The 26,603-nt window shown below is 47.7% G+C and carries 23 protein-coding genes; 10 read left to right on the forward strand and 13 right to left on the reverse strand.

Going from position 1 to position 26,603, the window contains the following annotated elements:
• Positions 1-30 precede the first annotated feature (30 nt).
• Positions 31-507, forward strand: coding sequence for a leucine-responsive transcriptional regulator Lrp (gene lrp / locus C8D85_RS08660; protein WP_133561677.1), 477 nt, complete (start codon positions 31-33; stop codon positions 505-507).
• Between the two features lie 110 nt (positions 508-617).
• On the opposite strand, the gene C8D85_RS08665 is transcribed toward lrp, so the two are convergent.
• The 3 genes from C8D85_RS08665 to C8D85_RS08675 all read right to left on the reverse strand — a co-directional run bounded on the left by C8D85_RS08665 (position 618) and on the right by C8D85_RS08675 (position 4,472).
• Positions 618-1,358 (reverse strand): ComEA family DNA-binding protein, encoded by a 741-nt coding sequence (locus tag C8D85_RS08665; protein ID WP_133561679.1) that lies wholly within the window; start codon positions 1,356-1,358, stop codon positions 618-620.
• A gap of 111 nt (positions 1,359-1,469) precedes the next feature.
• Entirely contained in the window at positions 1,470-3,551 is a 2,082-nt protein-coding gene (gene recG / locus C8D85_RS08670) for an ATP-dependent DNA helicase RecG (RefSeq protein WP_133561681.1), read from the reverse strand.
• 12 nt (positions 3,552-3,563) lie between these two features.
• Positions 3,564-4,472 carry a hydrogen peroxide-inducible genes activator gene (locus C8D85_RS08675; protein WP_133561683.1) on the reverse strand — a complete coding sequence of 303 codons (909 nt, stop codon included), beginning with the start codon at positions 4,470-4,472 and terminating at the stop codon, positions 3,564-3,566.
• 103 nt (positions 4,473-4,575) lie between these two features.
• Here C8D85_RS08675 and C8D85_RS08680 point away from each other — a divergent pair, with 103 nt between their 5' ends.
• A complete protein-coding gene (locus C8D85_RS08680) occupies positions 4,576-5,427 on the forward strand; it encodes a Rossmann-fold NAD(P)-binding domain-containing protein (protein ID WP_133561685.1) in 852 nt (283 codons plus the stop codon).
• 85 nt (positions 5,428-5,512) lie between these two features.
• Here C8D85_RS08680 and C8D85_RS08685 read toward each other — a convergent pair whose 3' ends face one another.
• From C8D85_RS08685 to gmk, 4 genes are all read right to left on the reverse strand, one after another.
• The gene (locus C8D85_RS08685; protein WP_133561687.1) at positions 5,513-5,899 is read right to left on the reverse strand and encodes a RidA family protein; all 387 of its coding nucleotides are present in this window, start codon (positions 5,897-5,899) and stop codon (positions 5,513-5,515) included.
• 39 nt (positions 5,900-5,938) lie between these two features.
• Positions 5,939-8,056, reverse strand: coding sequence for a RelA/SpoT family protein (locus tag C8D85_RS08690; protein WP_133561689.1), 2,118 nt, complete (start codon positions 8,054-8,056; stop codon positions 5,939-5,941).
• A gap of 65 nt (positions 8,057-8,121) precedes the next feature.
• Positions 8,122-8,346, reverse strand: coding sequence for a DNA-directed RNA polymerase subunit omega (gene rpoZ / locus C8D85_RS08695; protein ID WP_133561691.1), 225 nt, complete (start codon positions 8,344-8,346; stop codon positions 8,122-8,124).
• A gap of 69 nt (positions 8,347-8,415) precedes the next feature.
• Positions 8,416-9,036, reverse strand: coding sequence for a guanylate kinase (gmk, locus tag C8D85_RS08700; RefSeq protein WP_133561693.1), 621 nt, complete (start codon positions 9,034-9,036; stop codon positions 8,416-8,418).
• A 209-nt stretch (positions 9,037-9,245) separates the two neighbouring features.
• Between gmk and C8D85_RS08705 the strand changes: the two genes are divergently transcribed.
• Both C8D85_RS08705 and C8D85_RS08710 read left to right on the forward strand, forming a co-directional pair.
• On the forward strand, positions 9,246-11,450 hold the full coding sequence (locus tag C8D85_RS08705; protein WP_133561695.1) for a GGDEF/EAL domain-containing response regulator: 2,205 nt from the start codon (positions 9,246-9,248) through the stop codon (positions 11,448-11,450).
• Positions 11,451-11,453: 3 nt separating this feature from the next.
• The gene (locus C8D85_RS08710; RefSeq protein WP_133561697.1) at positions 11,454-13,292 is read left to right on the forward strand and encodes a sensor histidine kinase; all 1,839 of its coding nucleotides are present in this window, start codon (positions 11,454-11,456) and stop codon (positions 13,290-13,292) included.
• Here the strand turns inward: C8D85_RS08710 and C8D85_RS08715 are convergent.
• The gene (locus C8D85_RS08715; RefSeq protein WP_244936975.1) at positions 13,289-14,473 is read right to left on the reverse strand and encodes an MFS transporter; all 1,185 of its coding nucleotides are present in this window, start codon (positions 14,471-14,473) and stop codon (positions 13,289-13,291) included. The genes C8D85_RS08710 and C8D85_RS08715 overlap by 4 nt on opposite strands.
• A gap of 87 nt (positions 14,474-14,560) precedes the next feature.
• On the opposite strand from C8D85_RS08715, the gene C8D85_RS08720 reads away from it, so the two are divergent.
• The gene (locus tag C8D85_RS08720) at positions 14,561-15,358 is read left to right on the forward strand and encodes an AraC family transcriptional regulator (protein WP_211342161.1); all 798 of its coding nucleotides are present in this window, start codon (positions 14,561-14,563) and stop codon (positions 15,356-15,358) included.
• On the opposite strand, the gene rluF is transcribed toward C8D85_RS08720, so the two are convergent.
• From rluF to C8D85_RS08740, 4 genes are all read right to left on the reverse strand, one after another.
• Positions 15,355-16,446, reverse strand: coding sequence for a 23S rRNA pseudouridine(2604) synthase RluF (rluF, locus tag C8D85_RS08725; protein ID WP_133561701.1), 1,092 nt, complete (start codon positions 16,444-16,446; stop codon positions 15,355-15,357). The genes C8D85_RS08720 and rluF overlap by 4 nt on opposite strands.
• Positions 16,447-16,450: 4 nt before the next feature.
• Positions 16,451-17,071 carry a 23S rRNA (uridine(2552)-2'-O)-methyltransferase RlmE gene (gene rlmE, locus C8D85_RS08730; protein ID WP_133561703.1) on the reverse strand — a complete coding sequence of 207 codons (621 nt, stop codon included), beginning with the start codon at positions 17,069-17,071 and terminating at the stop codon, positions 16,451-16,453.
• An 85-nt stretch (positions 17,072-17,156) separates the two neighbouring features.
• Positions 17,157-17,771, reverse strand: coding sequence for a LysE family translocator (locus C8D85_RS08735; RefSeq protein ID WP_133561705.1), 615 nt, complete (start codon positions 17,769-17,771; stop codon positions 17,157-17,159).
• Between the two features lie 73 nt (positions 17,772-17,844).
• Positions 17,845-18,774: a LysR family transcriptional regulator gene (locus tag C8D85_RS08740; RefSeq protein ID WP_133561707.1), complete on the reverse strand. Its 930-nt coding sequence runs from the start codon at positions 18,772-18,774 to the stop codon at positions 17,845-17,847.
• 170 nt (positions 18,775-18,944) lie between these two features.
• Between C8D85_RS08740 and C8D85_RS08745 the strand changes: the two genes are divergently transcribed.
• The 4 genes from C8D85_RS08745 (at position 18,945) to C8D85_RS08760 (ending at position 25,220) form a co-directional block, all read left to right on the forward strand.
• Positions 18,945-20,564 carry an NAD(P)/FAD-dependent oxidoreductase gene (locus C8D85_RS08745; RefSeq protein WP_133561709.1) on the forward strand — a complete coding sequence of 540 codons (1,620 nt, stop codon included), beginning with the start codon at positions 18,945-18,947 and terminating at the stop codon, positions 20,562-20,564.
• 1 nt (position 20,565) lies between these two features.
• Positions 20,566-21,288 carry a TrmH family RNA methyltransferase gene (locus C8D85_RS08750; RefSeq protein WP_133561711.1) on the forward strand — a complete coding sequence of 241 codons (723 nt, stop codon included), beginning with the start codon at positions 20,566-20,568 and terminating at the stop codon, positions 21,286-21,288.
• A 133-nt stretch (positions 21,289-21,421) separates the two neighbouring features.
• Entirely contained in the window at positions 21,422-23,194 is a 1,773-nt protein-coding gene (locus tag C8D85_RS08755; RefSeq protein WP_133561713.1) for a sensor domain-containing diguanylate cyclase, read from the forward strand.
• Between the two features lie 145 nt (positions 23,195-23,339).
• Positions 23,340-25,220: a TonB-dependent receptor domain-containing protein gene (locus C8D85_RS08760; protein ID WP_162847560.1), complete on the forward strand. Its 1,881-nt coding sequence runs from the start codon at positions 23,340-23,342 to the stop codon at positions 25,218-25,220.
• 77 nt (positions 25,221-25,297) lie between these two features.
• Here C8D85_RS08760 and C8D85_RS08765 read toward each other — a convergent pair whose 3' ends face one another.
• A complete protein-coding gene (locus C8D85_RS08765) occupies positions 25,298-25,876 on the reverse strand; it encodes a TetR/AcrR family transcriptional regulator (protein ID WP_133561717.1) in 579 nt (192 codons plus the stop codon).
• A 124-nt stretch (positions 25,877-26,000) separates the two neighbouring features.
• Between C8D85_RS08765 and C8D85_RS08770 the strand changes: the two genes are divergently transcribed.
• Positions 26,001-26,552 carry a carboxymuconolactone decarboxylase family protein gene (locus tag C8D85_RS08770; RefSeq protein ID WP_133561893.1) on the forward strand — a complete coding sequence of 184 codons (552 nt, stop codon included), beginning with the start codon at positions 26,001-26,003 and terminating at the stop codon, positions 26,550-26,552.
• The last annotated feature ends 51 nt before the right edge of the window (positions 26,553-26,603 follow it).

Genomic DNA, 26,603 nt, shown 5'->3' on the forward strand with positions numbered 1-26,603 from the left:
GTAGTCAGTTATCTTCGGAGAGTCGTATAAATGGAAACGTCTGCAAAGCCTTTAGACAGATTGGATAAGAAGATCCTGCGTGAGCTTCAAATAAACGGACGTTTGTCGAATGTAGAACTTGCTAGCCGCGTTGGTTTGAGTGCCACACCGTGTTTAGAGCGTGTGCGCCGTCTAGAGCGCAATGGTTACATCACTGGCTACTGTGCGTTGGTGGATCCTCGCAAAGTTGATGCTGGCTTGCTGGTATTCGTAGAGATCCGTCTAAAAGCCACCTCACCTGAGGGTTTCAACGAGTTCAAGGAAGCCGTCGCTGAGATTCCAGAAGTGCTCGAGTGTCACTTGATCGCCGGTGATTTTGAGTACTTACTCAAAGCTCGTGTATCGAATATGGATGCATACCGTCACTTATTGGGTGAAACACTTCTAACCCTGCCACATGTTCGCGAGTCGCGTACCTATGTAGCGATGGAGGAAGTTAAGAACACAACGGTTGTGAAAATCCCATAAACTGCCTAGCAAGCCCCATCGCAACCTCAAGTAGGATCTAAACCACGCTTATCCCAAATGCCTTAGTAGTACAAAGAAGCGTGGTTTAGCCGTAGTAGGTCAGAAGCGATCTAGTTGAGCTTTAACGCTTCGCTTAACTTTTTTAACAGTTTTGGCCCCATCCCTTTAAGTTTTAATAAGCTGTCCCAGGTTTTGTGTGGGCGTTTATCAACAATTTCTTTTGCCAGCTTCTTAGGCATCCCTTTAACACTGGACAGCTCTTCAAGACTGCTTTTGTTAATGCTCGCTAACGTTTTCTTTGGCTTATCTTTTACTTTACTTGGCTTTATTTGTTTCGGCTTCTTGGCAGTAGGTTGCGTATCACTTCTGGCCTCAATTGGGGTTGGTTCCATAACATCAAGCAGATTTTCTGATGGCGCGAAGTCTGCCACGATGACATTGTTACTTGGTGATGTGATGGGCTTTTCAGGTTGTCGATCGACCCAGTAGCTCTGGTCGAAAAGCTGACGTGCCTGTAAAGCAAATTGATGGCCATCCCACTCTCGCAGCTCTAGAGCCAGTGTCCATGAACCTTCATTAGGTTGATGGAATACCAAGTCATAAACACAGTGTTCGAGAAAGTGTTGTCCGGTAATTTGACCTATGGTGGTACTGGCGAGAACCGTCTCTCGACCGTCATCCGAGTATCCGTGCAGTTCAATGGACAAGGTACCACTTACATTATCCAGTGCTCGCTGGTTGTTGATCTGACCAATGTTGATGATGATGCGGTCTTGTTCGATACGGTAACCGAAGTCGCCGCTAAGCGTCAGTTCTTTTGCTGGTGCGATGGATGAGGCTAAAGCAGACACGTTGATTTCCCCCTATGATTCCTTTGCAAGGCTGCAGTAATAGAGCGTATATTCGGATCAATATATGACAAGATGGTTAAAAATCAACCGATATTTGTGGTGCTTTTGCGTTTAGACATTTAAGTATTGCTGATGCTTTGGCAACCAACGAGAAAGTAGGGGAGATACGTGTTCAGGATACTCTTTGTAGAGTTGTGCAGCGGCTTGTTGAACCTGACTCAACAGTGCTTTATCCCGCTGTAAGTCGGCCACTTTGAATTCCAACAAACCGGTTTGGCGAGCACCAAGCAATTCGCCTGGCCCACGCAGTTCGAGGTCTTTCTCTGCGATTTTAAAACCATCTGTGGTTTCGCGCATGGTAGATAGGCGCGCTTTGCCTTGTTGTCCTAGTGGTGCGTGGTATAACAACACACAATGACTGGCTGCCTGGCCACGTCCGACACGGCCGCGTAACTGGTGCAGCTGTGCTAAGCCAAGGCGTTCAGGATTTTCGATCACCATTAGGCTGGCGTTTGGGACATCAACACCGACTTCAATGACGGTGGTTGCTACCAACAGCTGAATTTCTCCGGCTTTGAAACGAGCCATAATATCCGCCTTCTCCTGAGCTTTTAGTCGTCCATGAACTAAGCCAATGGAAAGGCCGGCAAGATGCTCTTGTAACAAGATAGCCGTGTCTTCGGCGGCTTGACACTGAAGTGCCTCAGACTCTTCGATCAGGGTACATACCCAATAGGCTTGTTTACCTTCCTCACAGGCGTGACGTACGCGCTGAATCACTTCCTCACGCCTTTGGTCAGACACAACAATGGTATTTACTGGAGTACGCCCTGGTGGCAGCTCATCAATGATGGAGCAATCCAAGTCCGCGTAGGCAGACATGGCCAGTGTTCGCGGAATAGGGGTCGCCGTCATGATCAGTTGATGGGGTTGGAAGCCTGCTTGTAAACCTTTTTCACGCAATGCCATTCGTTGATGCACACCGAAACGATGCTGTTCATCAATAATAGCGAGGGCTAAGCCTTTGAATGACACGGTTTCTTGGAACAGTGCGTGAGTACCGACGACGATGCTTGCGCTGCCTGAGGCAATCCGCTCAAGCTCCGCCTCCCGCTGCTTACCTTTGAGCTTACCAATCATCCAAGCCACCTCAATACCGAGTGGCTCAAACCATTGCTTAAAGTTTAAGTAGTGTTGTTCTGCAAGGATTTCCGTCGGTGCCATGACGGCTACTTGATACCCTTGTTGAACGACTGCCGCTGCTGCCATGGCAGCCACTAGAGTTTTCCCTGAACCCACGTCCCCTTGTACTAGGCGCAGCATGGGGTGTCCTGTGCCAAGATCCTGAAGAATCTCTTGGCTGACACGCTGTTGTGCTCCAGTGGGAGAAAAGGGCAGCTCAGCCAGAAGTTGATCGACCAGTTGACCAGGCTCTGGTACTACAATCGCTCGATCATGCTTAGCCATTTGGCGTTTGCCGATCAACGATAATTGGTGTGCCATTAACTCTTCGAAAGATAAGCGATATTGGGCTGGGTGCGCACCGCGTTTCAATTGTTCTAAATCGGTTCCGCGAGTGGGGTGATGCAAAAAGTGAATGGCGTCCGCCAAGGAGGGGAGGCTGAACTGCTGACGCATGTTGTCTGGTAGCCACTCGCGCAGGTTGTAAGGCGTCAAACGCTCTAGGGCCTGCTCACAAATCTGGCGAATCTTTGTTTGTGTCACCCCTTCCGTCAGCGGATAAATGGGGGTCAGTTGCTCACTGCCTTCATGGGGTTCATCGTCTTTGAGCACCGTATATTCAGGGTGGTACATTTCAAACCCTGTACTGCCGCGGCGAATTTCGCCAAAACAGCGTACACGCCCAGATTGCTCCAGTTGCTTTTTTTGCGCGGCGTTGAAATGAAAGAAACGCAGACACAGCGAGCCAGAATGATCTCTTACACGGCAAATCAAACTGCGGCGTTTGCCCATTTTGATTTCACAGCCGCTCACTTCGCCTTCGATCACGGCTTCATCGCCAAAGCGTAGCTGCCCGATAGGCACGACGCGGGTACGATCTTGGTAACGGATTGGCAAATGAAACAAAGCGTCTTGAACGGTATGAATGTGGAGCTTAGCGAGCTTTTCAGCCATGGCTGCTCCCACTCCTTTTAGCTCTTTAATATCTAGTGTTTCAAGTGCGTCAATCATGTTGGTCCAACGTTAATCTAGGTTAAGCTTCTGGCACGCTTCTTTGATCGACTGGCTCAGTGATTCGATGGCTTTGGGACGCGGGAAACTAGCGCGCCACGCCAAGGCCACCGTTCTTTTAGGAACAGGGGATTTGAATGGGCGTACGGCTAAGATTTGCTCATCCACATGGGTGACCGCAGACTTGGGTAGAACCGTCACTCCTAAGCCAGAAGACACCATGTAACGAATGGTCTCCAGTGAACTGCCATTAACAATCGTATGGCCTTCGTTTAGCTCGTTTTCACCAACAATCGGGCAGGCTTCCATTACCTGATCGCTGAAACAATGGCCTTTACCCAACAGCAGTAAGTTGTCGGTGGTGAGCTGATCCGTGCTAATGTGCTCCAGCTGAGTCCACGGGTGATCTTTAGGCATTAACACAACGAATTCTTCTTCATAAATCGGACGAGTCACCACGTCCGGCTCACGAAATGGTAACGCCACGATGATGGCATCCAATTCACCGTTGCGTAGTTTAGGGCGAAGGTTTTCTGTTAGATCTTCTTCAATCAGCAGTGGCATGCCTTCGGCAATGCGCTTCAGCTCAGGGATCATTGATGGGAATAAATACGGGGCAATCGTGAAGATTGCACCGACCTTTAGAGGGCCTCTAAGTTGGTTTTTCCCTGATGACGCTAACTCTTTAATCATGTTGGCTTGCTCAAGCACACGACGAGCTTGGGCAACAATCTGTTCGCCGATCGGTGTGATGTATACCGAACTTTTACTACGTTCGAAAATCGCAGCGCCGAGCTCATCTTCCAGCTTTTTGACCGCCACGCTTAAAGTTGGCTGAGAAACGTGGCAGCGTTCCGCTGCACGACCAAAATGCTTTTCTTCTGCTAGCATCACGATGTATTTGAGTTCTGTTAGCGTCATAGTCATTTACCCTTTTGATTGGTATTAACTATGATAATACATAATTTGATAAAGTGTACTGCTTCTGAAAAGATGCGTTTTATTTGCAATGATTGAGGCGAACATGACACAAGTGTTGATTGCGGGCTGTGGTGACTTAGGACAAGGGGTTGCGCAGTACTTTGTGAAGAAACAGGCACAGGTAACGGGTATTCGTCGCTCTGGTACCGTCTTCCCGGATGGGGTGCGTGGTATGACCCACGATTTACTCACATTGCCTGCTGAGCAATGGCCAGACGTGGATTTGCTGTATTTGATCATGACGCCCCAAGGTCGAACTGCAGAGGCTTACCATACGGCTTACGTCATGACTGCTGCGGCAGTGGTTGCGGCGTACCAAGGTAGACGTCAGCCAAAAGTGATCTTTGTTTCCAGTACCAGTGTTTACGGGCAAAACAATGGCGAGTGGGTTGATGATCAAACGCAAGCCGTGGCGGCATCGGAGACGGCCAGCAAGCTGCTTGAAGCGGAAAATCTATTGCTTTCGAATCTATCAACGGTTGCGCTGCGCTGCTCGGGTATTTATGGCCCAGGTCGTTACCGTTTATTGCAAGGTGTACAGCGAAAGGACGCTTGGGGAGCGAATCAATGGACTAATCGCATTCATCGTGATGATGTGGTGTCCGCACTGTGTTTGTTGGGAGAACGAGCATTGGCAGAAGAGTCGCTACCATCACATATCATCGCCAGTGATGGACAACCGACGTCTATGTGGGAGGTCAAATTGTGGTTGGCTGAGCGATTGCAGGTATCGACCCCGCTGTGTGAAACCATCAACCGTGCGGATTATTTGCCTGCTCGCGGTAAGCGTATTGTGCCGCACGTTTTACGAGCATTAGGTTGGGCACCGCAATATCCATCTTATGTGGCGGGTTATGAAAGTATGATGGATGCTTACCATGAGTGGCTTGATTGAAGGGAGTAACAACCCTTGATCCAACCACAAAAAAAGGCGCTTGAGTTATCCCAAGCGCCTTTCTTTTTGACTAGGTTGCAGAAGATTAGTCTTCTAGAACCATCACGCCTTCGATTTCTACGGCAACGTCTTTTGGTAGCGCACGAACGCCAAGTGCTGCACGAGCTGGGTAAGGTTGCTCGAAGAACTGAGTCATCACTTCGTTAACAGTGGCGAAGTTGCCAAGATCCGTCATGTAGATGTTTAGCTTAACGATGTCTTTTAAAGAACCGCCTGCCGCTTCACAAACCGCTTGAAGGTTTTTGAAAACCTGAGTGGTTTGCTCTGCAACGTCTTCACTGACGATTTCCATTGTCGCTGGAACCAATGGGATTTGGCCTGAAAGGTACACAGTGTTGCCAGCGCGAACCGCTTGAGAGTATGGGCCGATTGCTGCAGGTGCGTTTTCAGAGAAAATCACTTGTTTTGCCATGTTAAGTATCCTTATTGAGTTAATCGAATAGGGGACGTATTAACGTCCCACTAGCGTTTCGCGGGTGACTTTTTCCACACAGCGAACTGCCTTAATACGACGCATCACATCGGCCAAGCCAACACGACTTGAGATCGCGATGTTTAAGCGTAAACGAGAAATTTTGCCGCGTTCGATAATGTCCAGATTGGACACTTGGAAGTCGGTGTCCGTAATAGAGCTGGCTATTTTTGCCACCGCGCCCCGTTCATTCACATACGAGACAATCAAGCTGACATTGAGCTCTTCTTCGATCTCTTTACTCCATGTCATGCGAATGTAACGCTCAGGCGCCGCTAAATGGTCCTGAATATTTGGACAGTTCTGGTGGTGAATGATGATGCCTTTCTCAACCTGAACGTAGCCGACAATCGGATCCCCAGGAATCGGAGAGCAACACTTCGCATATGAGATCAGCATGCCCTCAGAGCCGTTTACTTTGAACGACTTAGGTGTGATCAGCTCTTCTTCATTGAAGTTCGGGAACAATTGTCGTGCGACTACATAACCCACCAAACGACCTTTACCAATGGATTCCAACAGGTCATCCATATTTTCTAGCTGGTAATGGTCCAACACTACTTGAACGGAATCTTGTGCTAGCTCTTCTACTGTTGTGCGGAAGGCATTGAGTGACCGTGTTAGCAAGCGATAACCAAAGGAAATGGCGTTCTCGCGCTGTTTCGATTTTAAGTAGTGACGAATATTCGTTCGTGCTTTACCCGTAATCGCGAAGCTTAGCCACGCAACGTTCGGTTGGGCGCTCTTAGCGGTAATGATCTCAACGGTCTGACCACTTTCAAGCTGAGTGCTCAGTGGTGCTAAGCGACGGTTGATACGGCATGAAATACAGGTGTTGCCGATCTCTGTGTGAACCCCGTAGGCAAAATCAACTGGGGTTGCGCCAGAAGGCAACTCGATAATTTGCCCTTTGGGAGTGAATACATAGACTTCGTCAGGGAATAAATCACTCTTAACGTTGTCGATGAATTCCATCGGGTTATGCGCTTTTTCTTGAATCTCAAGTAAGCTTTTTACCCACTTTGTTGCGCGTTCATGGTTTGTCTGGGAAATACCAGACTGGCCATTGGATTTGTAAGACCAATGGGCTGCAATACCATTAATCGCAACCACGTCCATTTCTTGAGTGCGGATTTGCACTTCTAATGGTAGACCATTGTTGCCTACCACTGTTGTATGAAGGGACTGATAGCCGTTGGATTTCGGTACGGCAATATAATCTTTAAAGCGACCTTCGATCGGCTTAAATAGGGCGTGGATCACACCCAAAATGCGATAGCAGCTGTCCTGTCGATCGGTGACAATGCGAACGCCCATAACATCCATGATTTCTTCTAGCGAGCGACGCTTTTTCTTCATCTTTTGATAGATGCTGTAAGTGTGTTTCTCGCGAATACTGATGGATGAATCAATATAGTCCGCTGCCAACTCTGAGCGAATAAAATCCTCAAGCTTTTGCATGGCTTTTTCACGCTGACCGTAACGCTTGTTGATCGCGCGTTTCAGCATGCGCGAGCGCATTGGGTAGTAAGCTTCGAAGGCGAGAGATTCTAGATCGACTTTGACATCGTACATACCGAGTCGGTTGGCGATCGGCGCGTAGATATCTAGGGTTTCTCGAGCGATGCGGCGTTTTTTGTGGCCAGGCATAGCGTCGAGTGTACGCATATTATGCAAACGGTCCGCTAACTTCACCATGATGACGCGTATGTCATCAGCCATGGCCATGGCCATTTTTTGGAAGTTATGCGCTTGTTTCTCAAGCTGGCTGTTGAACTCAAGGTGTGTCAGCTTACTCACACCGTCAACTAGACCTGCAACGCCTTCACCAAACTGCTCCGCTAAAGACTCTCGGGAAATTCCAGTATCTTCAATGACGTCGTGCAGTAAGGCGGCTGTGAGTCCTTCGCAGTCCATTCTTAGGTCTGCCAGGATAAATGCCACCGCTAAAGGATGCGTGACATAGTGTTCACCACTTTTACGCTTTTGCCCGTCATGGGCTTGTTCAGCGTAATAATACGCTCGCTTTACTGTGGCGACTTGCTCTTGAGGCAAGTATTGGCTGAGAGTCTCAGCTAATTGTTCAATAGTCGACACCGCTCACCTCACATCAGGAAAAGCTAAACCAGAAAATCGTGCGTTGAGCGATGCATACCATACAATTAGAACTCAGTTGTTGGCTTGGTCTGGAAATCGACGTTCTTTGCGTTGATTAGATCCTCTGCGATTTCACGCAACGCCACAACGGTCACTTTATCTTCTTCTAGTGGCACTTTTGCGTCGGCACCACCTGTTGCCAATTGGCGAGCGCGCTTTGCTGCCACCATTACTAGTTCAAAACGGTTGTCTACGTTTTCAAGACAATCTTCAACTGTCACTCGAGCCATGTTAGACCTCTATATAGGGTAAGGATTGATCACTAATTAGTGTGGTTAATTTTACTTAACGGGCACTCTCTATGACAAGAGATCATTGATCAGATCACGGTGAATATCTTGTATTAATGCTGTTCTCGCGCGGTTAGCAGCGAAAATCGCCTTTAATTGCCCTAATGCTTGCTCAAAATCATCGTTGATGATCACGTATTCGTACTCATCGTAATGGGACATTTCACTGACTGCTTTCGACATACGGCGCGCGATGACGTCGGCTGCATCCGTTCCGCGGCCTGTTAGGCGCTCTTCTAGTGCAGCAAGGGACGGAGGCAGGATAAAGATACCGATGGCATCAGGGTATTGCTCACGAACTTGTCGCGCTCCTTGCCAATCAATCTCTAGAATCACATCTAAGCCTTGATCCAACATATCGAAAATAGCTTGTTTCGATGTGCCGTAGTAGTTATCGAACACTTGTGCGTGCTCAAAGAAGGCATCTTCGGCGATCATGTCGAGAAAACTGTCCACATCAACAAAAAAGTATTCTCGCCCATGCTCTTCACCAGTGCGCGGTGCTCGAGTGGTATGAGAAACCGATATACGAACCTGCTGATCTGCCTGTAGAAGCGCTTTGTACAGCGACGATTTACCTGCACCCGATGGCGCCGAAAGAATATATAGATTGCCTTTTTGTTTAATCATAACCCTACCTTGCCGAGCAAGATGTTGCTTTAGAAATAAGTCGAATGAAACCGCCACTATAGCACATATATAAGGGTGTTAAGTTGGAGTCCATGCAATCTATTGTGTGAGTTTCATGCAGGCAGGGTTAACTTTTGAGTTTTCACTACAAGTATTAATAATTAGTGCTAAGTTTATGAGACAAATCGTTCATATTGAAAGGCATCATAATGAGTGACTCTCGGAACATGGAAGCAACCCGAAAAACCAAAAAACTCTGCAAAATACTATCAGTCGAAGATGACGTAGATTACCAAGCAGCACTATTATTATCGCTGCAAACATTGAATTATGGTGGTCGTGAGATTGAGCTTCTGTCTGCAAATAGCGCACAAGAAGCGGCCTCTGTCATCGCTAAGCACCCCGATATCAGTCTGGTATTGCTGGATGTGGTGATGGAGGATGATGATTCCGGTTTAAAGTTGGTGCGCAGTGTACGCCACAGTTTAGGCAATCAGCTGGTTCGCATCATTTTGCTAACTGGGCAGCCGGGCATGATGCCGCTTGATGATCTAATGGCCAATTATGATATCGATGACTACTGGAATAAAAGTGAACTGAGTCACGACCACTTACAGACCATTGTACTTGGCAATTTACGTACTTGGGAGCATTTGTATGCCATGCAACAAGCCCGTCATGGCCTGCAAATGTTGATCGAGTCAAGCCAGCGTATTAGTAGTCAGCTGGATTTAAAAAGTTACACCCAATCTATTCTTAATGAGCTGGCGAGAGTGTTTAACCTAAACAAAGGTGGCATTGTTTGTATTGCTCACAAACACGATGAATCCCCTGAGCAAGCGCTAGTGTTCGCTGCAGCGGGTCAATTTAGTGCTTGGGCTAATCAGTTCTTAGGGCGAGTCACTCCAGAAGCAGAACTGCTTCGCATCGTGCAGCAAAGCCTCTCAACTCAGGGACATATTATTGAAACTCCACTATCCGCACTGTATTTCTCCAGCGATGAAGTAGATCAGCGAGACTATGTGGTGGTCGTGAAATGTGACCAGCCCCTGACCGAATTCGAAATTGATTTACTGCAGATTTTTGGTGAAAACATCAATGCTGGTTTTAGTAATGTCGCGCTGCACAACCGTCTCTCTGAGCTGGCGTATCAAGACAGTACCACTGGGCTTCACAACAAAAACTGGTTCTTAAAGCAGCTAGATGGATTGACCTTAAACGAGCGTCAGAATACCAAGTTACTAATGCTCTACGTTGAGGACTTGTCTTACAGTGAAGTGCTGCTCGGGGTGCAGTTTGGTCGTACCTTGATGACCCACCTCGCTGCCCATCTCAAAGCTTGTTTTGTTAAAGCTATTGATGTTGTCTTATACGAGCGCGATACCTTGCTGTTATTGGTTTACGATAACAAAGATTACCAGCGTGAAGAGCTAGAGCATGTGCTGCACCCACAGCTGAATATCGATGGTGCTGTCCATACCATTGATTTGACTGGCACTATTCTAAAATTATCTGATCTACCTCCGCATCAATCTTCTTCACAGGTATTGGGCATAGCGAAAAGCTTCTTGGAGCAGACGAAGCACCGCAATGTTGATTTTGGCCTGTTTGACTCGACTGAAATGGAAGGGATGCAAGAACGCTATGAGCTGATGAAAAAAATGCGCTGTGCCCTCGCGGATGAGCAAATTTTTATTCATCTACAGCCGAAAATTGACTTGGATAATGGGGCATTACAAGGTTTCGAAGTGCTTGTGCGTTGGCGCGATGAGGAAGGAAACATTATTCCGCCAGATCGTTTTGTCCCCCTCGCAGAAACGTCGGGTCTAATTGATAAACTGGATGATTATGTCACTCGACGAGCTTGCGAGGCGATTAAAACGTTGCGAACGTTAGGTATTGAGGTGCCATTATCCGTCAACGTGGCGGGTTCGGAAATATCCCGTTCTGATTTTGTGGCGCGCTTTGAAGCAACTCTCAAGGAAATGGGTATATCCACCAAAGAAATTGAGATTGAAGTCACGGAAACTCAGCTTATTGAAGTCATGCGCACGGCGTCAGGTTGCCTGGATCGGTTGGGTGAATTAGGCGTGCGAGTTAGCATTGATGACTTTGGTGCGGGTTATTCGTCGTTGTCGTATTTATCCATGTTGAATGCATCTGTTCTCAAAATTGATCGACACTTTATTGCTCGTATGACCCAGTCTAGTCAGGATCAGCAGATCGTAAAAATGATTATTGAGCTGGGGCACCTTTTAAAAATGGAAGTGATTGCCGAGGGGATTGAGACCGAACAGCAGTACCAAGTCTTGCAGCAATTAGGGTGCGATGCTGGGCAAGGCTATTTTATTGGCCGACCTATGTCTCTGAAGGCAGTACAAGAGTGGCTGTCACATCATCAAGGTAACGCTTAATTGATGAAGCGCCCACTATTAGCGATTGTATTATTGCCACTGTTGTTGGTGGCGAGTTTGGGCTACCTGTCCTGGGGCTTCTGGCAAGACCGTTCAAGAGAGCAGTGGCGTGAGGAGCAAGTAGACCTCTTGAACCGAGGGGCAGTGTTGATGTCCAGAGAGCTTGGGCACATACAGAAAACGCTGGCTTATATGGACCAAGTACTAGGGAAATACTATCGCCCAGATCAGTTTGACGACATGGAACGCTGGCAAGACGGGGTAGCGAGCTACTTTATCAGAGCGGCAGGTCTGTCAGATTACATTTCGCAGGTCCGTTGGCTGACACCTGAAGGCTTAGAAGCTGTTCGAGTGAATATTGCAGGTGAGCAAGCGGAGGTCGTTGCTAATTCTGAGTTACAGGATAAGTCCAACCGATATTACTTCCTGGATGGCATGGCGGGGGATGGTGAGAGTGCCTCTTTCTCGCCAATAGATCTGAATGTAGAACGTGGCTCCATTGTTACCCCATATGAAATCACCGTGCGGGCGAGCATGAAGATTCTTGATGACGCTGGTAGCGAACTTGGTCTGTTAGTGGTCAATTACAATCTTAATTACCTGTTTGCTCGACTGCGCGCCATGCAAACAGCGACCAACACCTTTGAAATGATCGACTCTGAAGGCTTCTGGTTGCTGTCTCAGACGCCGGAGATTGAGTGGTTGCATCTTTATGGCGATATTTTATCTTCTTTCGCTAATCAATTTCCAAACAGCTGGCCAAACATTAAACAAAGTCGAACATTACAAGGGATCGAGTTAGCAGGTGGTCGACCATTAACAGTGCTGCCCAGCTTTGTGGATGATAGGCAAGGTGGGGTTCCCAGCTATTTCTTCTTATCAAAAGTTCGAGCTAACGTTTGGCAACAACGTGCACAGCTTGCGATGTTTAGTGTGATATCGACAAGTTTGATTGTTTACGGATTACTGGTTGCCATAATGTTGTTGTGGTGGAAAAACGCTGAGCAAAAACGTGCGTACATGCAGGCTTTGCAACATGAAAAACAGCAGCTGGAAATCGCCCAATCGGAACTGCAAAACAACAATAGAGATCTTGTGACGCTGCAGAATGAGTTGGTTGAAAAAGGTAAACTGTCTTCGCTTGGTTTGATGGTTGCTGGGGTTGGCCATGAGTTGAATACGCCTTTGGGTGGCGTACGTTTAAGCCTTTCTTCTTTGGAGCATTTGATAAAACAAATTCAGTCTGAATTAAGTGAACAGCAGTCCACTTTATTTCAGAATAGTCTGAACTTGGCGACTCAAAACTTAAATCGTGCGGTGCAAGTGGTAGCGCAGTTTAAGCGTATTACTGAGAATCAGATGAGCCCTAATAGCGAATGCTTTTCAGTGAATGCTATGTTTGATGACACATTAGCTCCTTTGAAAGCCGTGTTAAAAAAACACCCAAATGTAAGAGTTGAGCGTCATTGTGATCCCACAGATGAGATCATTGCTGCGCAAGGCGTTATCTCTCAAGTATTACAAAACTTGATCATGAATGCGTTAGACCATGCTTTCGACAACGAGCAATCCGGTGTGATTACCCTTACGGCCATTTGTGAAAGCGAATACGTTATTGAGGTCTCCGATAATGGCAAAGGGATTCGCAAAGACATCATTGATCATATATGGGAGCCATTTGTTACGACGGAGCGTGGTATAAAGCAGCACTCTGGGCTGGGATTATTTATGGTGCATCAGTGGGTAACGAAGCTCTTAAAGGGGCGTGTGACGGTCCATAGCGAGCCTGGACAGACTCGCTTTACCTTGTACCTTCCGATTCCTGAGAGCAATGAGCCTTAGGCTTCTTTGCTTGCATACCAGCCTAGCACACTCCAAATGAGGCACAGGGCGATGAGCGCATAGAGCCCTGTTTGCCATTGCCCTAACCAGTCATGTAAACCGCCCATCGCGACAGGCCCCATCGCTGCCAAGGTATAACCGACCAGCTGCGCCATACCAGACAGCGCGGCGGCTTGTTTAATACTATCCGTACGTAAGCTGATTAACGCGATACCAATGACAAACCCTAAGGTGATGCCAAAACCAAATAATAGCGACCAATAAGCGGCCCAAGCACTGAATTCAGCAATGCCAAACAATCCGACTAACGTACAAATACAAGCCGCTACGCTTAGTTGGCGGTTGCTTTTGAGTACGCGTTGGAGGAAGGGCAACAGCAAGCCAGGCAAGGCTCCTCCTACTTGAACATAGCTGTGGTAAATCCCTGCGGTGACTGGTGCAATGCCTTGATCTATATAAATAGTCGGTAGCCATGCATTGACGATGTAGTTGATCACTGAATCTAAAGCAATGAACAGCGTAATGAGCCAAGCCAATGGTGAACGCCATAAATTAATATGTGGTGCGGTAGCGGGTGCAGGAGAAGAGCTGGACTCCGGTTTTGGCAACCAGAACCACAATACAACAGGCACCAGTACCAACAGCATTTGGCTAGCCAAGGACAGTGACCAACTTTGTCCCAGTGCAGATAAATGCTGTTCTGAGAACAGCGCGATGGGCATAGCGGTTCCCGTCATCAGTGCGCCGCCTACATTCATCATCAGAACATACAGTGCTGTGAGCTGAATGATGTGCTGCGCAAAATCCCGCTTTAGCAAAATGGGCAGTAGAACATTGCCCACAGCGATGCCAGCTCCGATTAAAAACACCCCCAAATAGAGCGAGGGCAGCATGCCCAAGGAGCGCAGTGTCATACCGATCAGAATACACACAGCGCCGATGAGCAGTGCTGTTTCAATTTGCCAACGACGAGCGAGCCAAGTGGCCACCGGGGCAAAAAAGGCAAAGCTAAGCAAAGGCAGTGTGGTCAATAAACCGGATGCGGAACTGCTCAGTGACAAGTCATGTTCGATGCGCTCAATCAAAGGCGCAATACCGACCACAGGCCCCCTTAAACAAAGGGCTAGCAACATGATAAACGCTAGCAATAAAAGGGTGTCGCGCCGAATGTAGGTAGGCATGTTTCGCATTCCATAGGTGTTAAAGCTTGAATCACGAGCAGTATATGGGATAGCGTGCTTTACGGTATTGTGAAATTAAGACAAAAAATGACGAAATTCAGACAAGATGAGCAATCTGTACTAACGGACTTTGGTCCGGCCGATACATTGGCCCAGCCGATGATCCTCCAGCGTGAGAGCCATCACCAAGAAACGCCATGGCACAAACATAAGAAAGGCCAGCTGATTCTTGCTTTGCAGGGCACGGTCACAAGCTATGTAGAACAAGGTATGTGGCTTGTGCCACCAAAATGCGCGGTATGGATTCCAAGTCAACAAGTGCACCGCAATGCATTTGCGCCTAACTCAGACGTCTGCATGGTGTTTATCGATGTGGCAGTCACTCGCTTACCAGATAGCGTCTGTACCTTGGCGCTGACGCCCTTGATGCGCGAGCTGATCTTACATATTGCGACTTTGCCCATTAAGCATGAGCCTGGTAGCCAAGCAGAGCGCATGGTGCAGGTATTGATGGAGTTGTTAGAACAGGCGCCACAGGAGTCGTTTGATTTTCCGATCCCAGAAGAACCTAGGTTGCGAGACTTAGCGCGACGGCTTTTAAATCAGCCAGACGATCGCCGTACCTTGGCGCAATGGGCACAGGACTATGCAATGAGTGAACGAACGTTAGCACGCTTAATCCGTCAGCATGTACAACTTACGTTTGGACAGTGGCGAGCACGTTTACATACCGTACTCGCCCTTGAAAAGTTGGCCCAACAGCGACCAATACAACGCATCTCTGATGAGTTAGGCTACGAATCCGTTGGGGCGTTTATTACATTCTTTAAAAAGCAATTTGGCTGCACACCGAAGCAGTATCAGCGTCAACGCTGGCAGCATTAACGTGGTTTTGGGCCTCGGCGTGAACCGCCAGTAGCAGGCTTACCTTTGCCATTCGGCATGGGTTTACTGCGTCCTGCTCCGCCTTTTCCTGCTGAAGTTGGTTTACCACCGTTGCTTTGAGGTTTTCCGCCTTTGCCGTTTGGCTTACCTTGAGCGGGTGCACCACGTCCATTCGCAGGCTTACCACGACCGCCTGCGGCGGGCTTACCATTGCCACGCGAATCACCTGAACGACCTTGACCACCTCGATTCTGACCACCCGTGCCTGGGCTGCCCACACGAGGTTTGCCGTCACGGTTGCCTTTGCCTTGTCCTTGAGGACGTGGTTTAGGTTTACGTGGGTTAGAGGCTTTTGGTGCGGCATTGCCGTCTGAGTCTTTGGTCATTTCGGCAATGGTGGCGATCTCTTTTTGCGTCAGGTCACGCCAGTCACCCAAGGCGAGTCCTTTAAGAGAAACGTTCATGATGCGAATACGTTCAAGTTGAACGACTTCGTAGCCAAAGTGCTCCGCCATACGACGAATCTGACGGTTTAAGCCTTGCACCAAGGTGATGTTAAAAACAAAGGTCGACTCTTTGTGCACCTTACATTTCTTGGTCATCTGACCCAAGATCGGCACCCCATTACTCATGCCTTCGATAAAGGCATCGGTGATCGGTTTGTTGACCGTTACTAGGTATTCTTTTTCGTGGTTGTTCGACGCACGCAGGATCTTGTTAACCAAGTCACCGTTGTTGGTCATAAAGATCAGCCCCTGAGAGTCTTTGTCTAAACGACCGATCGGGAAGATACGCGCACCGTGTTTTACGAAGCTAACAATGTTGTTCGGTTCGCTCGACTCAGTGGTGCTGACGATACCGACAGGTTTGTTCACCGCGATAAAGATCAGGTCTTCGGCTTCCATTGGCTCAATGGTTTGGCCGTTGACTTTCACCAAGTCACCAGGGGTGACTTGATCGCCAATGCCAGCCCGCTTACCGTTGATGTAAACACTGCCTTGCTCAATAAAACGATCCGCTTCACGACGTGAGCAAAGACCGCTTTCACTGATGTATTTATTCAGACGAATGGAAGTTTTTAACTGCATCGAATTAGCCTTTAAAGCCACGGCCGACTAGGTATACTTCACGAGAGCGAGCGCGTGAAGACTCGGGCTTACGTACCACGACACTGTCAAAGTGTGGGCGCATTTGCTTAACGAATTCTTCGTAGCCTTCCCCTTGGAACACTTTCACTGCGAATAAGCCTTTCGGCTTAAGTGTTTGGATGGCCATATCCAATGCAAGCTCAACAAGGTACATAGAAGAGGCTTGATCGACCGCTGAGACACCGCTCATATTCGGTGCCATATCAGAAATCACCACGTCCACCGGTGCACCATCGACCGCGGTCATGATCTGGTCGAACACTTCCTGCTCGGTAAAGTCACCTTGGATAAACTCGACCCCTGCAATGGTGTCCATCGGCAAGATATCCGATGCGATGACTTTGCCTTTGTCGCCCACTAGCTTAGATGCCACCTGTGACCAGCCGCCTGGAGCGGAACCTAAATCCAGTACCAAGTTGCCTGGTTTGATCAGCTTATCTTTCTCGTTCAGGGTCAGCAGTTTGTAACTGGCGCGGGAACGGTAACCGTCTATTTGAGCTTTTTTAACGTACGGGTCGTTGACGTGTTCTTCGAGCCAACGGTTACTGCTTTTTGATCGAGCCATGGTGATTTCGCTGCCGGATTGAATAAAAACGCTATTGTAACCGCTGACAGCCAATCAGCAAAGGAAGCAAGGCTCTGACAGAGCTCTAAGCGGACAAGATAATTTTGCCAGCCAAGGCAACCAGGATCAGCCCAGAGAGGCGATCAATAAGCACCGCTTTTTTACGTAGTCCATTCAGAAGGCGTTGATTTGAAAGCATTAAGGTAATCAGGGTGTACCACAAACCATCGATAATGAAAGGCGTCATCACCATTAATATTTTGCCATCGATCGAATGTACGGAGGCGACAAAGGGGCTAAACAGCGCAGCGAAAAAAAGTGAAATTTTAGGGCTTAACAATGAAATCAGCAGGCCTTCTTTGGCGGATTGCCAAACAGACATGGTTTGACCCGCTTCTAGCTTGGCAGCAATACCGCCTTTGGAGCGAATGGCGTTCACACCTAAATAGATTAAATACGCTGCGCCCGCATAGCTGATGATCTGATAGAGCCAAGGCAATTGATGGAAAATCACCGCCAAGCCAACCATAGAAATAAACGCGTAAACCCCAATACCAAACGCATGGGCCCACGCGGCCGCTAGGCCATTGGCTTTACCGCCCGCTAAGCTGTGTTTGGTGACCATTACCAAGCTTGGGCCTGGTGACATGGCACCCAGTAAACAAATCGCTAATAAAGAAAGCCAGAGTGTTAGTGTCATGATGTTCTCCTTTTGAAGAAATGCACTTTAGCAAGTCGTGAATATCAAATGAAATCATGATTAATCAATATGGCTATGATTTAAAATCATAAGCTACCGAACCTTTTACCCGCGTCATGATCTCCTCAATCACGCTTCGAGCCCAAAGATGGGCAGGGTCTAGGTCGTATTTGCTGTGCCATGTGAGCCAGTATTTATGCTTTGGTGTTTTCAAAGGGAGTTGGTGATAGGTTAGGTCATAGCGTTCGGAAAGGTTTTTAGCAATGTGCTCTGGTGTCACCAGTAGCAGTTGACTGTCACAAAGCGCTTGGGCTGCAGCAAAGAAGAACGGTACATTCAGTGCGATTCGGCGTTGTTTACCTTTTGCTTTAAGCGCAACATCGAACAGCCCATCTTTATCACCGCCCCCGACTATTTTGATATGCGGATAATGAAGAACCTGATCAAGGCTAATCGACTCTGCTGACGCCAGTGGATGATGAGCGCCCATTAAACACACAGAATGATCTTCACCGATTTGAACCGAGGATAGCCCAGCTGGTGCTTCTAGGGACATGCTGGAAGCTAGTTGGATACCTTCATCATGCAATTGATGGAGCAAACTCGGCTGCCATAAGCGATAGGTTAAGGTGACTTGCGGTGCTTCTTGCATCAAGGTCTTGGTAATTTCTGGCAAAATATACTGCGCAACGTAGTCGCTAGAAGAGAACACAAACTCCCCTTGCCACAGCTTGGGGTCGAACACCTCATCGCTCATCAAGTCATCCAGCTCAATGAACCAGCCTTCCAGTTTCTGTTGTAAAAGTAGCGCTTTGGGGGTCGGAATCAGCAGGTTGCCATCGCGCACTAACAAGGGGTCTGCAAACATTTCTCTCAGAACACTTAAATGGCGGCTGACAGCGGATTGAGTCAGGTTGAGTCGGTGTGCCGCATGACTGACATGGCATTCCTCCAAGAGGACTTTTAACGATCGCAGCAAGTTAAGGTTAATATTCTGATGCATGGGGTGTTCTCGTCACGCGCATTAAAGGCTTTAACATAACAGTTTTTCCGTGATAGATAACGCTTCTGACTGACTTGTAATCAAGGCAGGCGTATAATGCGACCACAATTTACTTTTCGACATTTGTCGCCGGACTATCTTTTGCCGAGTCAATCGGCCAGGACCTTTCCATGATTCGTTTATCTGAACTTTCTCTACCCCTAGACCATCCAGAAGCTGCATTGCGTGAGGCGATTATCAAGCGCCTGAACCTTGTAGACGAAGAACTGCTGGATTTCTTTGTGTTTAAACGCAGCTACGATGCGCGTAAAAAGAATACGGAAATCACCTTCGTTTACATCATTCACTTAACTACCAGCAATGATGTAGCAGTCTTGGCTCGTTTTGAAGACGATGTGCATGTGAAAGTGGCACCGGATATCGAATACCACCCTGTGGCGACAGCGCCTGAAAATCTAACCGAGCGCCCAATCGTGGTGGGCTTTGGTCCTTGCGGTTTGTTTGCGGCTCTGACCCTTGCTCAAATGGGCTTTAAGCCGATTGTCTTAGAACGTGGTCGCAATGTGCGTCAACGTACTAAAGATACTTGGGCGCTATGGCGTCAAAAGAAACTGGATACGGAATCGAACGTTCAGTACGGCGAAGGCGGTGCAGGCCTGTTTTCGGATGGTAAGCTATACAGCCAAGTCAAAGATCCAAAATTCTATGGCCGTAAGGTTATGAGCGAATTCGTTCGCGCTGGCGCGCCAGAAGAAATCATGTACGTTAGCAAGCCGCATATCGGTACTTTCCGTCTAACCGGCGTGGTCGCGAAAATGCGTGAAGAAATCATCGAGCTAGGCGGCGAAATTCGCTTTGAATCGAAAGTCACGGACTTGCTGCTGGAAGACCAAAAAGTAACTGGGGTGGTGCTGGCTGACGGTACCGAACTGCACAGCAAGCATGTGGTGATGGCGCTGGGTCACAGTGCTCGCGATACCTTCCGTATGCTGCACAAGCAAGAAGTGTTTATTGAGCCGAAGCCATTTGCCATCGGTTTTCGTATCGAGCACCCGCAGTCGTTGATCGACAAAGCACGTTTGGGCAAATACGCCGGTCACCCTGAGCTGGGCGCAGCGGATTACAAACTGATTCACCATGCGAAAAACGGTCGCGCGGTCTACAGCTTCTGTATGTGTCCTGGCGGTACTGTAGTAGCTGCGACGTCTGAAGAAGGCCGCGTGGTGACCAACGGTATGAGTCAGTACTCGCGTAACGAGCGTAACGCGAACTCTGGCATCGTCGTGGGCATTAACCCAGAACAAGATTACCCAGATGGCATTTTGGCCGGTGTCGAACTGCAAGAACGCTTGGAAGCAGCGGCTTACAAACTGGGCGGTTCAGACTACAAAGCGCCAGCGCAGCTTGTTGGCGACTTTATCAAAGGCCAAGCATCGACTGAGTTGGGGGAAGTTGAGCCGTCTTACAAGCCTGGCATTCAGTTATGTGATTTAGCGGATGCACTGCCTGACTTTATTATCGAAGCGGTACGTGAAGCGTTGCCAGCGTTTGGTAAGAAAATCCGTGGTTTTGACCGCGATGATGCGATCTTAACCGGTATCGAAACCCGTACTTCATCACCAATCCGCATTACTCGCGATAATCAAGGCTACCAAAGCTTGAACACTCAGGGTCTATACCCAGCGGGTGAGGGCGCGGGTTACGCGGGCGGTATCTTGTCTGCGGGCATCGATGGTATCAAAGTCGCGGAGGCCGTGGCATTGGACATTCTGAAGCAACAAGGTGCTTAAGATGAAAATTGACCAGATCAAAAAGCTGCACCAAAAGAAATACCGTCAAGAGCTAGGTCATTGCCTAGTGGAAGGCGAACATTTGGTGCTGGAGCTGGAAAATGCGGCCAAGCACAACCCTAAATTGGCGGCGGCCAAGCTTTATGTCACGGCGGACTATGCCGATTGGTCAACTCAGTTTGAAAAGGTCGAAGTTAGCACCAAGCAGATGGCGGGCATGTCCGATACCAAGAGTCCACAGGGCATTTTGGCGGTTGTACCAATGGCTGCTATCTCACCTGTAGCAGATGAGAAGGCGGTTGGCATATATCTGTATGAAATCCAAGATCCCGGCAATTTAGGCACTATTTTGCGCACGTTAGCGTGGTTTGGTGGTTTTCGCTTATTACTCAGCCCTGGCAGTGTCGATCCGTTTAATCCAAAAGTAATTCGCTCCAGCATGGGCGCTTTGTTCCATGTGCCAATGGAACTGGATGTGGACATTACGACGTTACCTGAGCGCTTTGAGGCGATTGGCTGCTTGGATATGCAAGGTGAGCCATTAAGCTCGCTAGAGTTCAAACAGCGTGATTGCTACATCTTTGGCAACGAAGCCCGTGGCGTACCACGTGAGCATTTGGATAGCCTAAAGGCGAAAGCCTTTACCATCCCTGGCGTTGGGCTAATTGAATCGCTCAACCTAGCAACAGCAGTTAACCTGAGTGTGTACGAACGACAACGCTAATGCCAATATTGGGTTGATTTGATCCACATATAAGCTGATGATAAACGCCTTGATTCGTTCAGCGTTGCTTTTTCATTAAGAAGGCGCTGAACGACGCAACCCCCTACCAGGAAGGTTAAAAAGGTGTGTAGACATGAAGTTGGTGTCGTTACGAGGGTTAATTGTCATTCCATTTGTGTTGCTCGCAGCGTTGGCGGGCACCACCATTTATTTGTTTTCCAACGTCACATTGTCGAATGTTTCGGATAATGTCGGTCTGCATTACATTCGAGAAGTTGAAAACCGAGTAAACGATCGTGTGACCGCCTTTATGGCGCCTTTGAGCATCCTTGCAGAGCTAAATCGAGATGCCATCACCCATCACCCTGAATGGTTAGATAACTTAGATCTTTTGGCGGGGCGTTTTTACGAGCAAGCTATTCCATACCCCTATGTGACGTTTATCTCGTTGGCCACTGCTGCAGATGGTCGTTACGTCAATTCCACTCGAGCCCCGTTTGGTACTACCAGCCACCACGTTGCAACCAACTACACCTCTAGGCCCGGACAGCTTGAAGCGTTTGAGTATGACCCTATCCACTATGTTGGTCGACGTATTGAAAGCGAACCAGTGTATGAAAACTATGATCCCAGAACACGACCTTTTTACCTAGATGCTGTTCGAAAAGGGGATACCGCTTGGAGTCGTATCACACCTTATTATGGATATCAGTCGCTTGGTGTAGGGCTATCTGTTCCTATATACGATACCGATCGCCAGTTACTGGCTGTGATGGCGACCAGTGTTGCGCTGGTGGCATTAGATAGTTATTTGCAAAGCATAGAGTTGGTCGATGGTGCTTTTGTCTTTTTAGCCGAGCCAAACGGAGATTTGATTGCTGCATCAAGCAATGACCCCTTATATACCAACGTTGATGGTGTCGTTCAGCGTGTGTCACTTGTTTCTCATCAAAACCCGATACTTAGAGAAGCTGCTCAGCAATTAGAGCCAGGCATTCACCGTATTGAGGTGGCTGGAGAGCGTTATTTATACAACATTCGGCCGATTGAATTGCCCTATGGTCAGACCTGGTTAATCGGTGTCATGATTCCAGATGCGTATTATCAAAACATGCTGTCTGATTTTTCAGAGGGTTTACTGGTAATGGTCGCGATGATTTTTATCAGTATTGCCTTAGTTGGGTCGCTGATTGCACGGTTTATTGGTGTGCCGATTATGCGGTTGAATAACGCCGTTAATGCGGATTCGTTACGCCAAATAGGTGCTTTGCCGAACTCTCTTAGTCACGTGCGAGAGATCCACTCACTCGGGCAGGGGTTGAAGGGGATGGCCAGCGAGTTGTCGGATATTTTGCAAAACCTTGAGCAGAAAGTCGCACAACGCACTTCCCAGTTGAAAGACGAAAATGAAGTGCTTTTAGAGCAAAGTACGACGGACGAATTAACCGGGCTTTATAATCGTCGTGGCTTTAATGTGTTGTCAGAACAAGCACTGCAACGAGCGGAGCACGATCATGAGTCCTTCGCTCTAGTACTCTGCGATATCGACCACTTTAAGCATGTTAATGACTCTTTAGGACACAGTGTGGGTGATAAAGCCCTGCATGCGGTGGCTAAAGTATTAAAGGGCCATTTCCGTTCTCAAGATATGATCGCCAGATATGGTGGCGAAGAGTTTATGCTGGTGTTAGTGGGGATTTCTCAGCAAGAATTGATGGAACGTCTACAAAATGTCCGTCAAACCCTATCAAATAAGCCGATATTACAAGAAATGCCCATCACACTGAGTTTTGGTATGACCTACCTTGCAAGCATCCAAGATATGAGTCTGGCTGATCTGATCCATGATGTAGATTCCAAACTCTACCAAGCCAAAAATACGGGACGCGATAAAATCATTTTCTAAGCAACTGCTTGCTCCTCTTGTTATAACTTAAGGGAATATCAGTCTGATCTCTTATTGATAAAATGACAAAATAATAGAATCTAGTGTCAGTTTTGAGTATAGTAATGATAGGCATTATCATTACTATAATATTTTAGGATCTATTGTGGATAAAACCATTTCCTTCACGCGAACCCCTTTGGCTATTCTTGTTGCTTCGACACTAGGCGGCATCTCTCTACATGCTACGGCAGAGGAGCTAGATACCCTTCAAGTTTGGGGTACTCAGGTAACCTCTGATAACTCTCTTTTGACCGACGATATTGAAACTAAGCAAGCGACCCATCTAAGTGGCCTTTTGCGTGATCAAGCAGGTGTGGATGTAGGTGGGACTCACACAACTCACCAAGTGCTAAATATCCGAGGATTGGACGACTCAGATTTAGACATCACGACAGATGGTGTGACGCAAAGTAACAATATTTTCCACCATGTGGGTAACCTGCTAATTGCTCCTGATATCCTTAAAAGTGTTGATATCCAAGTGGGCACCAACTCGGTTTTGACAGGCGGTTTAGGAGGTGGAGCAGCATTTGAAACTAAAGATGCGCAGGAACTGCTAGCCCCAGGTCAAAAGGCAGGTGCGCGTCTTCATACTAGCTACAACAGCAATGATTCTGCTGGTGCCTCGGTTACAGCTTACTCTCAGCTAACAGAAGAAGTAGATGGTTTGATCTATCTATCTCACACAGACAAGAATAACCCTGAAGATGGTAATGGCTTCGAATTAGATAATAATGCCGGTACGATCCAAAATGGCATGGTAAAAGTCGGTTGGGATGTCAATGAACGTCATCGTTTAGAAGCAAAGTACGACAGATATCAAGATGAAGGTTACTACTACCTTCGTACTAACTTTGGCTCAGCGTTCAACAGTAGCTTTACTCGATCTGCACCAGACGATACGAAATATACTCGCGAGACAATGTTGGTTGCTCATGAATACGATGGCTTAGATACATTCGTTAAGACAACTGTTTATAACACTCAGCTTTCTCATGAGCGAGGAAATGACGGTAACCCTGCTATTTCCGAGCACAATGGTATCAAGTCACTTGCTGAAACGACTCTAAATAATCATGAAGTACGTTACGGTTTTGAGTTCGATGCACTAGAAGCTGGCCGCGAAGACGCAGGTAAAGATGAAGTCACTAAGTTTGCGATCTATGCTGAAGACGAAATTGCATTAAGCTCAAAGCTGTTTGTAACGCCTGGGGTTCGTTTTAACTCTCATGAAATTGATTACACTGGGCAATTCAGTAAGAAATTCACCGAAGTTACTTACGGATTAGCTGGTAAGTATTTGGTGAACGATCAATGGACATTAAAAGCAAGTACTACCACTTTGTTTGAGGGACCTGCGGCACGTGAAGCATTCAATGCTGAAGCAGGTACTGTTTCGACTGATATTAAACCTGAAACAGGTGTAAACAGTGAAATTGGCTTTAGCTTCCAGCAAGCGGATTTTGCTGGTCTTGATGATTTTGGTTTCTCTACTACAGTGTTCCGTACAGAGATTGACGACTACATCAATGACCGTGTGACTATGCGTGGTGTTAGCAACAATGGGACATTAACCATCGAAGGTTTTGAATCCAAGCTAACGGCTCGCCTTGGTAATACAAGCGCTCGTCTAACTTACGCACATTCAGATTCTACAGATGGCTCGAACATCGGTGGGAAGTACGTTGGTGACAGTATTGCGTTTGGAGTATCGACTGATGTGCCAACAGCTAATCTTAGCCTAAGCTGGACTTCCATGATTACTCTAGACTTCGATGAAGGTGATGAGCACAAAGAAGGTTATAATGTTCATAACATTGCTGCGACATGGAACCCAGAACAAGTCGCTGGCCTAACTGTAACAGCTGGTATTGATAACCTATTTGATAAAGCGTATGCCTCTCACTCAAGTGATGTAGCACGCGGTGAAGCAGACCTAGAGCCAGGTCGTAACATCAAAGTCTCTGCATCGTACACGTTCTAAGATCGTTTGACGTAGCGGTGATGTTCGAAAGCCTAGGAATATGACTTCCTAGGCTTTTTTATTGTCTTCCCTGTGTGTTACGACTCGCCTTGCGGGAATTGAAACACATCATCAATCAAGCTTTCTAAGTGTTCTTTCGCATCGCCATTAGCGCGCACGTAAGCACGTAACCCCATTAACTGCATTTGCAAGTAGCGTGCTAGACGCGTGCTGTCTACGTCGCCTGAAAGTTGCTGCTGCGCTTGAGCTTGGGCGAGCACTTCTGCAAACGCCTGTTCCATACCATTTAACAATCGCTTGGCTTCTAGAAGCAGCTCGGCGTTGTCTTCGGTTAGCTCAGTAATGCTTTTGACTAACATGCACATGCTGCTTGGCGCTTGGTCACAGCCCATAACCACTTCAGTGATAAAACGCTTTAGCCCTGCTAGTGGCGAGTCTGCCTGTTCGACGCAAGCGGCGAGCCGTGCCTGACTGTTGGCGGCGTAGTACTGCAGCGCCTGCTTAAAGAGTGCTTCTTTACTGCCAAAGCTGGCGTAAATGCTACCTGGGCGCATGTCCATGGCTTGCTGAATGGTACGCATAGACGTGGCATGGAAACCCTTGGCCCAGAATAAGTCGGTGGCTTGATGTAATGCTTCTTGTCGATCGAATTTCATAGGGAGTCGAATAATTGCTTGAACATTTGTTCAATTATGGCTTGAACGATCGTTCAAATCCAGTTAATGTGCTTTGGTTCTATTCATTCAAAGAGCGCCTTTTGTCAAAGGTGAGGAGATTATGATGAGTCATTTTACATTTCATACTATTGAGACTGCGCCGCAAGAGAGTCAGCCGCTGATCGAAAATTCAGTGAAAGCATTCGGTCGTTTACCAGGGTTACATAAGGTGATGGCAGAATCGCCACAGTTGTTAGAAGGCTATCAGGTGCTGCACAAGTTGTTTCAAGACACATCCTTTGATGCAGAAGAGCTCACCGTCGTCTGGCAAACCATTAACGTTGAGCATGAATGCCATTACTGTGTGCCAGCCCATACAGGGATTGCCAATATGATGAAGGTGGATCCAGCACTAACGGAAGCCCTACGTAATGAAGCACCGATGCCAACGGCTAAGTTGCAAGCTCTTCATGATACGACTCTGGCCATGGTACGAAGCCGCGGTAATTTATCAGAGCAAGAGGTCGAGACCTTCTTTGCGGCGGGCTATGGTCCGAAGCAGTTGCTGGAAATTATCTTGGGATTGTCGCAAAAAGTGATGAGCAACTACGTTAATCATTTAGCGCAAACACCAGTGGACGATGTGTTCAAAGTGTATGCTTGGGAAAAGAAATAATCGTCTAGATTATCGTGCAGATGCCAGCATGGACGCTGGCATCTGTGACGC

This window comes from Marinomonas communis (genome assembly GCF_004363305.1).
Lineage (GTDB): Bacteria > Pseudomonadota > Gammaproteobacteria > Pseudomonadales > Marinomonadaceae > Marinomonas > Marinomonas communis.